General features: G+C 70.7%; 12 protein-coding genes. 9 read left to right on the top strand and 3 right to left on the bottom strand.

Annotated elements, in window-relative coordinates:
• Positions 1–24: 24 nt before the first annotated feature.
• The 6 genes from CSC66_RS03395 (at position 25) to CSC66_RS03370 (ending at position 4,299) form a co-directional block, all read left to right on the top strand.
• The gene (locus CSC66_RS03395; RefSeq protein WP_162375978.1) at positions 25–828 is read left to right on the top strand and encodes an ABC transporter ATP-binding protein; all 804 of its coding nucleotides are present in this window, start codon (positions 25–27) and stop codon (positions 826–828) included.
• Positions 825–1,580, top strand: coding sequence for an MlaE family lipid ABC transporter permease subunit (locus CSC66_RS03390; RefSeq protein WP_162375977.1), 756 nt, complete (start codon positions 825–827; stop codon positions 1,578–1,580). Before CSC66_RS03395 ends, CSC66_RS03390 begins: the two co-directional genes overlap by 4 nt.
• Positions 1,581–1,750: 170 nt before the next feature.
• Entirely contained in the window at positions 1,751–2,281 is a 531-nt protein-coding gene (gene mlaD, locus CSC66_RS03385; RefSeq protein ID WP_162375976.1) for an outer membrane lipid asymmetry maintenance protein MlaD, read from the top strand.
• A complete protein-coding gene (locus CSC66_RS03380; RefSeq protein ID WP_162375975.1) occupies positions 2,278–2,928 on the top strand; it encodes an MlaC/ttg2D family ABC transporter substrate-binding protein in 651 nt (216 codons plus the stop codon). Before mlaD ends, CSC66_RS03380 begins: the two co-directional genes overlap by 4 nt.
• The gene (locus CSC66_RS03375) at positions 2,915–3,232 is read left to right on the top strand and encodes an STAS domain-containing protein (RefSeq protein ID WP_162375974.1); all 318 of its coding nucleotides are present in this window, start codon (positions 2,915–2,917) and stop codon (positions 3,230–3,232) included. Before CSC66_RS03380 ends, CSC66_RS03375 begins: the two co-directional genes overlap by 14 nt.
• Positions 3,229–4,299 (top strand): MlaA family lipoprotein, encoded by a 1,071-nt coding sequence (locus CSC66_RS03370; RefSeq protein ID WP_162375973.1) that lies wholly within the window; start codon positions 3,229–3,231, stop codon positions 4,297–4,299. The genes CSC66_RS03375 and CSC66_RS03370 overlap by 4 nt, the downstream gene beginning before the upstream one ends.
• A gap of 692 nt (positions 4,300–4,991) precedes the next feature.
• Here CSC66_RS03370 and CSC66_RS03365 read toward each other — a convergent pair.
• A complete protein-coding gene (locus CSC66_RS03365; RefSeq protein WP_162375972.1) occupies positions 4,992–5,537 on the bottom strand; it encodes a glutathione peroxidase in 546 nt (181 codons plus the stop codon).
• A 109-nt stretch (positions 5,538–5,646) separates the two neighbouring features.
• Positions 5,647–7,038, bottom strand: coding sequence for a DNA recombination protein RmuC (locus tag CSC66_RS03360; protein ID WP_162375971.1), 1,392 nt, complete (start codon positions 7,036–7,038; stop codon positions 5,647–5,649).
• A gap of 177 nt (positions 7,039–7,215) precedes the next feature.
• Here CSC66_RS03360 and CSC66_RS03355 point away from each other — a divergent pair, with 177 nt between their 5' ends.
• Both CSC66_RS03355 and CSC66_RS03350 read left to right on the top strand, forming a co-directional pair.
• Positions 7,216–7,626, top strand: a complete 411-nt coding sequence (locus CSC66_RS03355; protein ID WP_162375970.1) for a DUF488 domain-containing protein — start codon at positions 7,216–7,218, stop codon at positions 7,624–7,626.
• 77 nt (positions 7,627–7,703) lie between these two features.
• The gene (locus CSC66_RS03350) at positions 7,704–9,110 is read left to right on the top strand and encodes an amino acid permease (RefSeq protein ID WP_162375969.1); all 1,407 of its coding nucleotides are present in this window, start codon (positions 7,704–7,706) and stop codon (positions 9,108–9,110) included.
• Between the two features lie 142 nt (positions 9,111–9,252).
• Here CSC66_RS03350 and CSC66_RS03345 read toward each other — a convergent pair whose 3' ends face one another.
• On the bottom strand, positions 9,253–10,434 hold the full coding sequence (locus CSC66_RS03345) for a class I SAM-dependent rRNA methyltransferase (RefSeq protein WP_162375968.1): 1,182 nt from the start codon (positions 10,432–10,434) through the stop codon (positions 9,253–9,255).
• A 313-nt stretch (positions 10,435–10,747) separates the two neighbouring features.
• On the opposite strand from CSC66_RS03345, the gene CSC66_RS03340 reads away from it, so the two are divergent.
• Positions 10,748–12,976 carry an NADP-dependent isocitrate dehydrogenase gene (locus CSC66_RS03340; protein ID WP_162375967.1) on the top strand — a complete coding sequence of 743 codons (2,229 nt, stop codon included), beginning with the start codon at positions 10,748–10,750 and terminating at the stop codon, positions 12,974–12,976.
• The last annotated feature ends 35 nt before the right edge of the window (positions 12,977–13,011 follow it).

Genomic DNA, 13,011 nt, shown 5'->3' with positions numbered 1-13,011 from the left:
TGCCTCCCCTCGAATCCCCCCGCGATGACAGTCCCTGCCACCGCTGCCGTGCAATTGACCGGCGTCCGCCTCGATCGTGGCGGGCGGACGATCCTGCGCGACCTCGACCTGGTGGTCCCGCGCGGCAGCATCACCGCCGTGCTGGGCCCGTCGGGCACCGGCAAGTCGACCCTGCTGGCCGCGTTGACCGGCGAGCTGGTGCCGGCCGCCGGCGAGGTCCGCGTGTTCGGCCAGTCCGTGCCGCAGGGATCCCGCGACCTGCTGGAGATGCGCAAGGGGATCGGCGTGCTGCTGCAGGGCAACGGCCTGCTCACCGACCTGAGCGTGGCCGAGAACGTGGCCCTGCCGCTGCGCGCGCATACGCGGCTGCCGGAACCGCTGCTGCAGCGGCTGGTGGCGATGAAGCTCAATGCGGTCGGCCTGCGCGCTGCCGCCGACCTGTATCCGCGCGAGCTGTCCGGCGGCATGGCCCGGCGCGTGGCGCTGGCCCGCGCGCTGGCGCTGGACCCGCCGCTGATGCTGTACGACGAACCGCTGACCGGCCTGGACCCGATCGCCTCCGGCGTGATCATGAGCCTGATCCGGCGCCTGTCGCGCAGCCTGGGCCTGACCAGCATCATCGTCAGCCACCACGTCCGCGAGACCCTGCCGATCGCCGACCAGGCGGTGGTGATCGCCAACGGCGGCATTGTCTTCGACGGCACCCCGGCCCAGCTGGAATCCAGCGAGGACCCGCTGCTGCGCCAGTTCCTGCACGGCGAGCCGGACGGCCCGATCCCGTTCGAGGGCGCGGTGCCGCGCACGCGCGCCGCCGGGGCGCACGCATGAGCACCGCGGTGGCCACCACCCTGCAATCGCTGGGCCGCGCCGGCCTGTTCTCGCTGTCGGTGCTGCGCGCCTCGCTGCCGACCCGCGACTTCTTCGCCGAACTGGTCCGCGAGATCTACAAGATCGGCGGCCGCTCGCTGCCGATCATCGCCGTCGGCGGCGCTTTCGTGGGCCTGGTGCTGACCCTGCAGGGCTACCGCACCCTGACCACCTTCGGCGCGGCCGATGCGTTGTCCACGCTGCTGGGCCTGTCGCTGTACCGCGAGCTGGGCCCGGTGCTGACCGCGTTGCTGTTCATCGGCCGCGCCGGCAGCTCCATCGCCGCGGAGCTGGGCCTGATGCGCGCCACCGACCAGATCAAGGCGCTGGAGCTGATGGCGATCGACCCGGTGGCCAAGGCGGTGGCGCCGCGCTTCTGGGCGGCGGTGCTGTGCGTGCCGCTGCTGACCGTGTTCTTCTGCTCGCTGGCGATCAGCGCCAGCTGGTTCCAGGCGGTGCAGGTGCTGGGCCTGGACAACGGCACGTTTTGGTCGGCGCTGCAGGGCAGCGTCGATTTCTGGGACGACTTCGGCGTGGCGCTGCTGAAGTCGGCCGTGTTCGGCGGCACCGCGGCGCTGGTGGCCTCGTACGTGGGTTTCCATGCCGAGCCGACCATCGAGGGCACCTCGGTGGCCACCACCCGCGCGGTCGTCAACGCCTCCTTGCTGGTGTTGATGTTGAACTTCGTGATGTCGGCCTTGCTGTTCAGGTGAGGGCGGCGACAGGGTCGCCTGGTGCATGGGCGGCCCTCCGCACGAACCCTCGCTGGCATGAATCCTTCACAAGCCTGCACGTCCAACTGCAGGTGCTGAACCAAAAACCCGGGTGTGATCGAGCACCTTGTTGCAATCCCGTTTAGAAGCGATCCGATAGGTATCTACCCATGGCAATCCGTGGTCCCAGGCTCGAATTCGCGGTCGGCGCCTTCCTCGTGCTGGCGCTGGCGTCGCTGCTGGTGCTGGCGTTCGCCTCGACCAACCGCCAGTTCGGCATCGGCGGCGGCACCTACCCGCTGACCGCGCGCTTCTCCAACCTCGGCCAGCTGCGGCTGCAGGCACCGGTCAAGATCGGCGGCGTGGTCGTGGGCCGGGTCGACAGGATCGACCTGGATCCGGTGAAGTTCGACTCGGTCGTCACCCTGGCCATCGACAAGCGTTTTGCCGAACTGCCGGGCGACACCTCGGCCGGCATCTTCACCAGCGGCCTGCTCGGCGAGAGCTTCATCGGCCTGCAGCCGGGCGGCGACCCCGAGCCGCTGCGACCGGGCGACGAGATCGCCTACACCCAGCCGGCGATCGACCTGATCCAGCTGGTCGGCAAGTACATGTTCGGCGGCGCAGGCGCGGGTGCGCCTCCGCCCCCGCCGCCGCACGACGAAGCAGCACCCTCCCCCAGCGAAGCGATCCAGCCATGAAGCCACTCGCCTTCTCCCTCTCCCTCGCCCTCGCCCTGCCGCTGCTGGCGTCGGCGCCGGTGGCCGTCCACGCCCAGCAGGTCGCCACGATCACGCCGGGCAAGCAGGTCGTCGACAACGGCACCCGCATCCTGTCCACGCTGCAGCAGCGGCGCGCCGAGTTCCAGAAGAGCCCGGACACCCTGCGCGCCTACATCGACACCGAGCTGCGCAACGTGTTCGACCGCGAGTACGCCGCGCGCCTGGTGCTGGGCCCGCACGGCCGCGGCGCCAGCGACGCCGACGTCAAGCTGTTCGCCGACGCGATGACCGACAACCTGATGCAGCGCTACGGCGCGGCCCTGCTCGGCTTCGACGGCAAGCCGCGGATCCGCCTGAAGGGCGAGTCGCCGCTGCCGAACAACCGTGGCGTCAAGGTCTCCACCGAGATCCTGCGCGAAGGCGGCGACCCGATCCCGGTCGACTACTACGTGCGCAACAACGGCGGCTGGAAGATCTTCGACGTGATGGTCGAAGGCGTGTCCTACGTGCAGACCTTCCGCAGCCAGTTCGACGCGCCGCTGCGGCAGAAGTCGATCCCCCAGGTCGCCGCCGACCTGCGCGCCGGCAGCATCAGCCCAGGCACGGATGCCGATGGCGCTCGCTGAGGCCTCCGGGCTGTCGCTGCATCGCGACGGCCCGGTGCTGCGCCTGTCCGGTGTCCTCGACCGCGCCGCGGCCACCGCGGCCTGGCCGGTGCTGCTGGCGCAGTTGCCGGGTGCGCAGGTGCTGGACGTCGCCGCCGTGCAGCGGCTGGACAGTGCCGGCCTGGCACTGCTGGCCGAAGCCGCCGACCGTCTGTCCGCGCAGGGCGCGGCGGTGCAGGTGACCGGGGCGCCGGAAGGCCTGGCCGAACTGCGCGCCGCCTACCGCCTCGACGCGGCGCTGGGCTTCGCGGAGCCGTCGCCATGAACCGCGCGCTCCGCGGCCTGGGATCCGTCGTCCTGCTGCTGGCCCTGGCCGCCTGCGCCAGCGCGCCGAAGCCGGGTGTCGCGCCCGCCGCGGCCGAGCCGGTGGCTGGCCAGGCCGCCGGGTCCGGCGCACCGCCGGTGGCCGCGGCCGAGAGCGCAGCCGCCCCGGTGGACGCAGCAGTGGCCACGCCCCCGGTCGCGGTCGCCGCCCCAGTCGCCGAGCCCGCCGTCGACGACGCAGCTGTTTCCGCCGAGGACGGCGCGTCCGCCACACCGACTGCGGCCGAGGACGATTACGCCGCGCTCTACGGGGAAGTCCCGGCCGCGGGCACGCCGGAAGGCAGCGGTGCTGCCGCCGCCCCGGCGCCGTTCGATCCGTGGGAGCCGATGAACCGCCGGATCCATGCGTTCAACACCGCAGTCGACAACGCGATCGCCCGGCCGCTGGCGCAGGCCTACGCGACCGTGGTTCCGCAGCCGATGCGGCTGGGCGTGGCCAACTTCTTCGACAACCTCAGCTCGCCGCTGACCTTCGTCAACCAGTTGCTGCAGGGCCGCCCGCGCCACGCGGTGCAGACGCTTGGCCGGTTCGTGGTCAACTCGACCCTGGGCATCGGCGGCATCTTCGATCCGGCCAGCGACCTGAAGATGAAGCGCCGCAGCGAGGATTTCGGCCAGACCCTGGGCATCTGGGGCTGGCGCAGTTCGCGCTACGTGGAGCTGCCGCTGTTCGGGCCGCGCACGGTGCGCGACGTGTTCGGGCTGGTCGGCGACGCGCCTCTGTCGGTGACCCGCCAGGTCGACGACGACACCATCCGCTACGGGCTGCAGGGGCTGCAGCTGGTCGACAAGCGTTCACAGCTGCTGTCGCTGGACGCGATGCGCCAGGACGCCTCGGACGAGTACGCGCTGGTCCGCAACGCCTGGATGCAGCGGCGCACGTTCCAGATCGAGGGCGACCGCCGCCGCCGCGAACAGTCCGATGGCCTGCCCGACTACCTCGAGGAAGAGGATCCGTATCCGACCGTCCCGGCCGACGCGATGCCGGTGCCGATTCCGGGCGGCTGAGGCGCAGGCCGCCACGCACCGAAGCAGATGGAAGCCCGGGATCGCTCCCGGGCTTTTTCTTTGCGCGCCTGCGGGGTAGCGGCCCGCGGCTCTGCCCGAAGCGTTGGCTTCGGAGAAGGCGGTGGGAGCGTCGGCTTCGGATGGGCCGTGACCGCTTCGGCTTCGCAGACACCGAAGGAAAGCGTCGGCTTCGGAAGGGGCCGCCGTGCCCTGGGGAGAGGGCCCATCCCTCGGGACGACATCCTGTCTTTACTCGGGTCGTGGCACATCCATGTGCCACTTGGGCCCTCTCCCCAGGACACGGCGTCCTCGGGGATCTTCGGGGTGGTGGCTTCGATCGATGGGGTGACTGCGAGAGCAGCGCGTCGCTGTCGCCGTTCCATGATTTCTGCGGAGTGCTCTATCGCTGCGAGCCCCGGGCACCGATCGAAGCCACGCCCTCGACGCGCCGGAAGGACGCCGTCCTGCCGCCATGGGGGTCGAGCGGCACAGGGCTGTGCCGCGGTCGCGAGCTGAGGCAGGGACGCCGGCGCGAGCGACGGCCCCCATGGCGGCAGGACGGCGGCCCCCTCCGGAGCCAGCGCGACGAGATGCCTTGGATCCTGACGCTGGCCCGTTCGGAATCGACGCAACAGAAGACTCTTGGCCAGGCCCCGAAAGCGATCGGAAGCGCCGCTCTCCCGGTTCGCCGCTCAGGCAGCGAGCGCGGCGTCGATCGCCGCGCGCAGGCGCGGGTCGTCGGCGGTGACGTCCGGGGCGAAGCGGGCCACTACGCGGCCCTCGCGGCCGACGAGGAACTTCTCGAAATTCCACAGCACGCCCGGCGCCGGATTGATGGCGATGCCGGCGCCAGCCAGTTTGCCGCGCATCGGTCCTTCGCCGGTCGCGGCCGGCTGCGCCGCGACCAGCGCGCGGTACAGCGGATGGATGCCGTCGCCGGTGACGGCGATCTTGGCGAACATCGGGAACGTGACGTCGAAGTTGACCGAGCAGAAGCTGGCGATCTGCGCCTCGTCGCCCGGCTCCTGGCCGAGGAAGTCGTTGGCCGGAAAGCCCAGCACCTCCAGCCCCGCCGCGTGCTTCTCGCGGTAGAGCTTCTCCAGGCCTTCGTACTGCGGGGTCAGGCCGCACTTGGAGGCGACGTTGACGACCAGGCGCACCTTGCCGGCCCAGTCGCCGAGGGTGGCGGGGCGGCCGTCGATGGTGGTCACGGCAATCGCATCGAGGGTGTCGGTCATGGTTGTAGCTCCTGTGGGAGCGGGCCGGGGCCCGCCGGATGGGTCGGCGTGGTGCGCGGCGGCCGCGATGCGGACCCGCCCCGGCAGCACGGCCAACAGCGAAGTGCGACTACGTCTCGTCGGTATCGTCGGCTTCCGGCTCTTCGTCCGGGCCGAGGTCGCCCAGCAGCGCCTGCGCCTGGTCCTGGCCGAGCGATTCGACCCCGCGCAGCTTGCGCTCGATCGTGCGGGTCTTGCGGCTGGCGTCGCCCAGGCTCTTGCCGACCGTGTTGATCTGCTTCTCGGCCTTCTCGAGGATCCCGGCGAACTTGCCGAACTCGCTCTTCACCGCGCCCAGCAGGCTCCACACCTCGCTGGAGCGCTGCTCGATGGCCAGGGTGCGGAAGCCCATCTGCAGGCTGTTGAGCAGCGCGGTGACGGTGGTCGGGCCGGCGATCACCACGCGGTGCTCGCGCTGCAGCGCGTCGGTCAGGCCGGCGCGGCGCAGGGCCTCGGCGTACAGGCCTTCGGTGGGCAGGAACATCACCGCGAAGTCGGTGGAATGCGGCGGCGCGATGTACTTGTCGCTGATCGACTTGGCCTGGATCCGGATCGCGCGTTCGAGCTGGGCACCGGTCGCGCGGACCAGCTCCGGGTCGCCCTGCTCCTGCGCATCGAGCAGGCGCTCGTAGTCCTCGCGCGGGAACTTGGAGTCGATCGGCAGCCACACCGGCGCGTCCGCTTCGCCGCGCCCGGGCAGGCGCACGGCGAAGTCGACCATCTCCGCGCCATCCGGGCGCACGCGCACGCCGCGCGCGTACTGGTCCTGGGTCAGGGTCTGCTCGAGGATGTTTTCCAGCTGCACTTCGCCCCAGCCGCCGCGGTTCTTGACGTTGGTCAGCACCCGCTTGAGGTCGCCCACGCCGGTGGCCAGCTGCTGCATTTCGCCGAGCCCGCGCTGGACCTGTTCCAGCCGCTCGGAAACCAGCTTGAACGAGGAGTCCAGGCGGGTGGTGAGCGTGCTCTGCAGCTTCTCGTCGACCGTCTCGCGCATCTTCTCCAGCTTGCGCGCGTTGTCTTCCTGCAGCGCGCGCAGCTGTTGCTCCAGGGTGGCGCGCATCTCGCCGATGCGCTGCTCGTTGCGCTGGGTCAGCTCGCGCAACTGCGCCGACAGCGCCTCGGTGAAGCGCTGCTGCGATTCGCCCGCCTCGAGCCGGCCCTTGCGCGCGTCCTCGGTGAGGGTGTCGCGCAGCTGGTCCAGGCGGCCGTCGGTACGCGTGCCCAGGTCGGCCAGGTGGCGGGCGAAGCCGTCGATCCGCTGGCCCTGGGTCGCGGCCAGGCCGTCGAGCTGCTGGCGCAGTTCCAGGCGGCCGTCGCGCTGCTCGTTGCGCAGCGCCTCCTCCAGCCGCGCGCGCAGCGACTCGAGCGCGGCGTCGGGACGGCGCAGGAACAGGGCGAGCTGGAACGCCAGCACCGCCAGCAGCAGGCCGGCGAGCAGGTAGAGCAGGGAAGTGTCGGTCATGCGCCCAGTCTAGCGGCGGCTGTCTCGGCAGGCGCGACGCCGGGTGCCGCCATCGGCCTTGTTCGCACCGGAGCCGCCGGCCCCGGCGGCCGGCGCCGCCCCCTTCGCGTCGTGCCCGGGGCCGCGGGCGGCCACGCCATTCACGCCACTACAACCGGATGCGCCCAGACTGCCGCCATGGCCAGCAGCGCCCGCCCTCCCATCTTCCTCAAGCGCGCCTACGAGGAGCCGGCGCCGGGCGACGGCCAGCGCCTGCTGGTCGACGGCGTATGGCCGCGCGGGGTGTCGAAGGCGGACCTGCAGGCCGAGGCCTGGTTGAAGGCGCTGGCACCCAGCACCGCGCTGCGGAGGTGGTTCAACCACGATCCGGCGCGCTGGGAGGGCTTCCGCGCGCGCTACGCCGCCGAACTGGAGGCCAACCCGGAGGCGCTGGCCCAGCTGCGCGGCTACCTGGTCCGCGGACCGGTGACCCTGGTCTACGCCGCCCGCGACGAGGAGCACAACAATGCGGTCGCGCTGCGCGATTACGTCCTGCACGGGCACCGGCCGGCCCGCCGCCACGCCGGGCGCGGGTCCGGCTCCGCCTGATCCGGCCGCACCGGCCCATGGCTTTGCTGCGCCGCATTGCGCCACACTCCGCGCTTCGCTTCCGCCGCAGGATTTCCATGAGCTGGCACCGCCGCAAGTCCCTCGACACCATCACCCAGCACGAAGAAGGCCGCCGCCTGGTCCCGACCCTGACCTGGCCGCACTTGGTGGCGCTCGGGATCGGCGCCATCGTCGGTACCGGCATCTACACCCTGATCGGCGTCGGTGCGGACAAGGCCGGCCCGGCGGTGCTGCTGTCGTTCGTGATCGCCGGCATGGTCTGCGCCTGCGCGGCGCTGGCCTATGCCGAGATGGCGACCATGATGCCGGCCGCCGGCAGCGCCTACACCTACAGTTATGCCGCGCTGGGCGAGACCCTGGCCTGGATCGTGGGCTGGAGCCTGATCCTGGAGTACTCGCTGGTGGTGAGCACCGTGGCGGTGGGCTGGTCGGGCTATTTCGTCGGCTTCATGCAGTGGGTAGGGATCACCATCCCGCCGGCGCTGGCGGCCGGGCCGCACGCGGGCGGGATCATCAACCTGCCGGCGATCCTCATCACCTTCGCCGTGGCCGGGCTGCTGATCGCCGGCACCCGCGAGAGCGCCACGCTCAACGCGGTGCTGGTGGTGGTCAAGCTGATCGCGCTGGCGGTGTTCATCGCCATCGCCCTGCCGGCGTTCGACGCCGGGAACCTGCAGCCGTTCATGCCGTACGGCTTCCCGAAGTCGATGGGGGCCGACGGCGTCGAGCGCGGGGTGATGGCCGCCGCGGCGATCATCTTCTTCGCCTTCTACGGCTTCGATGCGATTTCCACCGCCGCCGAGGAGACCAAGGACCCCAGCCGCAACCTGTCGATCGGCATCATCGGCTCGATGATCGGCTGCACCCTGATCTACGTGCTGGTCGCGCTGGCGGCCGTCGGCGCGATGGCCTACACCGTGTTCGGGCAGAGCGCCGAGCCGCTGGCGCTGATCCTGCGCGAGCTCGGCCACGGCACGGCCGCCGCCGCCATCGGCATCGCCGCGGTGATCGCGCTGCCGACGGTGCTGCTGGCGTTCTTCTACGGGCAGAGCCGGATCTTCTTCGTGATGTCGCGCGACGGCCTGCTGCCGCGTTCGCTGTCGCTGGTCAATCCCAGGACCGGCACGCCCGTGGCGATCACCGTGTTCACCGCAATCCTGGTCGCCGCCCTCGCCGGCGTGGCCCGCCTGGACGAGATCGCCGCGCTGGCCAATGCCGGCACGCTGGTCGCCTTCATCGCCGTGTCGGTATGCCTGCTGGTGCTGCGCAAGCGCGAGCCGGATCGCGCGCGCGGGTTCCGCACGCCGCTGGCCTGGATGGTCGCCCCGCTGGCCATCCTCGGCTGCGCCTACCTGTTCTGGAGCCTGCCGCAGAAGACCCAGCTGTATTTCCTGGCCTGGAACGTGGTCGGCTTCGTGCTGTACGTGGCCTATGCCCGGCGCAACAGCCAGCTCGGACGCTGACGCCTACGGTCCGCACCGCTGTCGTAGAGCGGGGCTCGCCCCGCTGCTCCGGTCTGGCCACGAGACCCTTGAAAGCAGCGGGGCGAGCCCCGCTCTACGAGGGAGCGGCCGCCGGCCGCATGGGCGCGCCGGTGTGTCGGGCTCAGTCCAGCACGCGGCAGAACACCGCCTTGAGGTAGCGCGACTCGGGCACGTTGGCCAGGAACGGGTGGTCGGCGCCGGCGCCGGCCACCTTCAGCACCTGCACCGTGCGCCCGGCGTAGAACGCGGCGCGGCGCAGCATGTCCAGGAACTGGTCCTCGGCGACGAGGCCGGTGCAGGAGAAGGTGGCGAACAGCCCGCCCGGCTTGACCACGCCCAGCGCCAGCTTGTTCATGTCCAGGTACTTCTTCAGCGCGGTGATGACCTGGTCGCGGTCGCGGGTCATCTTGGCCGGGTCGAGGATCACCGCGTCGTAGCGGTCGCCGCGGTTGGCCGCGTCGCGCAGCCACGGGAAGATGTCGGCCTGGACGAAGCGCGGCTTGACGCCGTTGAGCCGCGCATTGCCCTTGGCGATCTCGATCACCGCTTCGTCGATGTCGATGCCGGTGACTTCGGACGCGCCGCGCGCGGCCGCGTACACGGCGAAGCCGCCGGTGTTGCAGCACAGGTCCAGCACGGTCTTGCCGGCGACCTGCCGCGAGAACCATTCACGGTTCTCGCGCTGGTCGGCGAAGAAGCCGGTCTTGTGCGCGCCGGCCGGGTCGGCACGGAAGCGGATCCCGTGCTCGGTGATGACCGCCGGCTCCGGCGAGCCGCCCTCGCTGTAGACCGGGCGGTAGTCGAAGCTCTCCTGCTTCTGCACGTGTTCGTCGGCGAAGCTGTAGATGCGCGCGCCGGGGAACTGCGCGCGCAGCGCCGCATAGATCCACTCGCGGTGGCGGTACATGCCGGCGCTGAAGAATTCGACCACCAGCAGGTCGTCGTAGCGGTCCACCACCAGCCCGGACAGGCCGTCGCCCTCGGCATGGACCACCCGCCAGGCGTTGGAGACCTCGTCCAGCTTCAACACCTGGCGGCGCAACTCGACCGCCGCGCCGATGCGGCGCTCGAACCAGGCCGCATCGACGGCCACCGCCGGATCGGTCTCCAGGATGCGCAGCGCGATCCGCGAATGGCCGTTGTAGAAACCGCGGCCGATGAACTGGCCGTCGATGTCGAAGGCGTCGACGATCTCGCCGGGCTTGGGCTTCTGCGCCGGCTTGTCGACCACCTTCTGGAAGATCCAGGGGTGGCTGGAGCGCCAGGCGTTCTTGAGCCGTACGGTGGGGTAGTGGGTATCCATGCGCGCATTGTAAAGGCCGCCCGCCGTGGCGGCCCGCACCGCCGCACCCGCCACCCGTGCGTCCATCCCGGGCGCGTCCTGCCAAGGAGGCCGGCGCGGAGCGGGCGTGGCGGGCCGATGCGAGCGTATCGCGCGCGAACACTGTCCCGGACAGTCCCGCGCCATACCGCCGGGCATGGCCGGCGCGCGCGCAGCGGCGGGCAAAACACGCGACAATGCGGGGGTTTCGCCGCGCCGGGCCGCACCGCTTTCCGTGCCGCCGCCGCCGGCCTTCCCGTTCCGCCTGTCGAACCGAAGAGAGCCCGCCCAGACCATGTCGAACACGCCGAAGATCATCTACACGCTCACCGACGAAGCCCCGTTCCTGGCGACCCAGTCGCTGCTGCCGATCGTCCAGGCCTTCGCCGGTACCGCCGGGATCCAGGTCGAGACCCGCGACATCTCGCTGGCCGGCCGCATCCTGTCCCAGTTCCCGGACTACCTGGGCGATGCGCAGAAGATCGGCGACCACCTGGCCGAACTGGGCGAACTGGCGACCAGGCCCGAGGCCAACATCATCAAGCTGCCCAACATCAGCGCCTCGGTGCCGCAGCTGAAGGCCGCGATCAAGGAGCTGCAGGCCCAGGGCTACCCGCTGCCGGACTACCCGGACGCGCCGAAGGACGAGAAGGAAAAGGACATCCAGGCCCGCTACGACCGGACCAAGGGCAGCGCGGTCAACCCGGTGCTGCGCGAGGGCAACTCCGACCGCCGCGCGCCGGCATCGGTGAAGAGCTACGCGCGCAAGCACCCGCACCGCATGGGGCCGTGGAGCAAGGACTCGAAGACCCACGTGGCGCACATGGACGGCGGCGACTTCTACGGCAGCGAGCAGTCGGCCACCGTCGACGCCGCCGGCAGCCTGAAGATCGAGCTGGTCCAGGACGACGGCAGGACCGTGGTGCTGAAGGAGAAGGTCGCGGTCAAGGCCGGCGAGATCGTCGATGCCTCGACCATGAGCCGCAAGGCGCTGGCCGCGTTCGTCGCCGCCCAGGTCGCCGATGCGAAGGCGCAGGGCGTGCTGTTCTCGCTGCACCTGAAGGCGACCATGATGAAGGTCTCCGACCCGATCATGTTCGGCGTGGTGGTCTCGGAGTTCTACAAGGACGCGCTGGCCAGGCACGCCGAGGCGCTGGCGTCGGTGGGCTTCTCCCCGGACAACGGCATCGGCGACCTGTACGCGCGCATCGCCTCGCTGCCGGAAGCGCAGCAGGCCGCGATCAAGGCCGACGTCGAGGCGGTGTACGCCGCCGGCCAGGCGGTGGCGATGGTCAACTCCGACAAGGGCATCACCAACCTGCACGTGCCCAGCGACGTGATCGTCGATGCCTCGATGCCGGCGATGATCCGCGACTCGGGCAAGATGTGGAACGCCGAAGGCAAGCTGCAGGACACCAAGGCGGTGATCCCGGACCGCTGCTACGCCGGCGTGTACCAGGCGGTGATCGACGACTGCAAGGCGCACGGCGCGTTCGACCCGACCACCATGGGCAGCGTGCCGAACGTGGGCCTGATGGCGCAGAAGGCCGAGGAGTACGGCAGCCACGACAAGACCTTCCGCATCCCGGCCGCCGGCACCGTGCGCGTCACCGACGAGGCGGGCAAGGTCGTGTTCGAGCACAAGGTCGAGGCCGGCGACATCTGGCGCATGTGCCAGACCAAGGACGCGCCGATCCAGGACTGGGTCAAGCTCGCCGTCAACCGCGCCCGCCTGAGCGGCACCCCGGCGGTGTTCTGGCTGGACGGCGCGCGCGCGCACGACCGCCAGGTCATCGCCAAGGTCGAGAAGTACCTGAAGGACCACGACACCGCCGGCCTCGACATCCGCGTGCTGTCGCCGGTGGAGGCCACGAAGTTCTCGCTGGAGCGCATCCGCCAGGGCAAGGACACCATCTCGGTGACCGGTAATGTTCTTCGCGACTACCTGACCGACCTGTTCCCGATCCTGGAGCTGGGCACCAGCGCCAAGATGCTGTCGATCGTGCCGCTGATGGCCGGTGGCGGGCTGTTCGAGACCGGCGCCGGCGGCTCGGCGCCCAAGCACGTGCAGCAGTTCGTCGAGGAGGACTACCTGCGCTGGGATTCGCTGGGCGAGTTCCTGGCCCTGGCCGCCTCGCTGGAGCACCTGTCCGAGCAGACCGGCAATGCTTCCGCCGGCGTGCTAGCCGCCGCGCTCGACCAGGCCAACGGCCTGATCCTGGACAACAACCGCTCGCCGGCGCGCAAGGTCGGCGAACTCGACAACCGCGGCAGCCACTTCTACCTGGCCCTGTACTGGGCGCAGGCCCTGGCCGCGCAGGACCAGGACGCGGGCCTGAAGGCGAAGTTCGCCCCGCTGGCCAAGGCCCTGACCGAAGGCGAGGCGGCCATCATCGGCGAGCTCAACGGTGCGCAGGGCAAGCCGGTCGACATCGGTGGCTACTACCACCCGGACCTGGCCAAGGCCGGTCCGGCGATGCGTCCGTCGGCGACCTTCAACGCCGCGCTGGCGATGCTGGGCTGAGCTTGATCGCGGCCCCGGCCGCTACCGGTTCCATC

This window comes from Pseudoxanthomonas kaohsiungensis (assembly GCF_010211765.1).
GTDB lineage: Bacteria > Pseudomonadota > Gammaproteobacteria > Xanthomonadales > Xanthomonadaceae > Pseudoxanthomonas > Pseudoxanthomonas kaohsiungensis.
The sequence above is the reverse complement of the archived record's forward strand: the minus strand, read 5'-3'. Positions and strand labels throughout refer to the sequence as shown.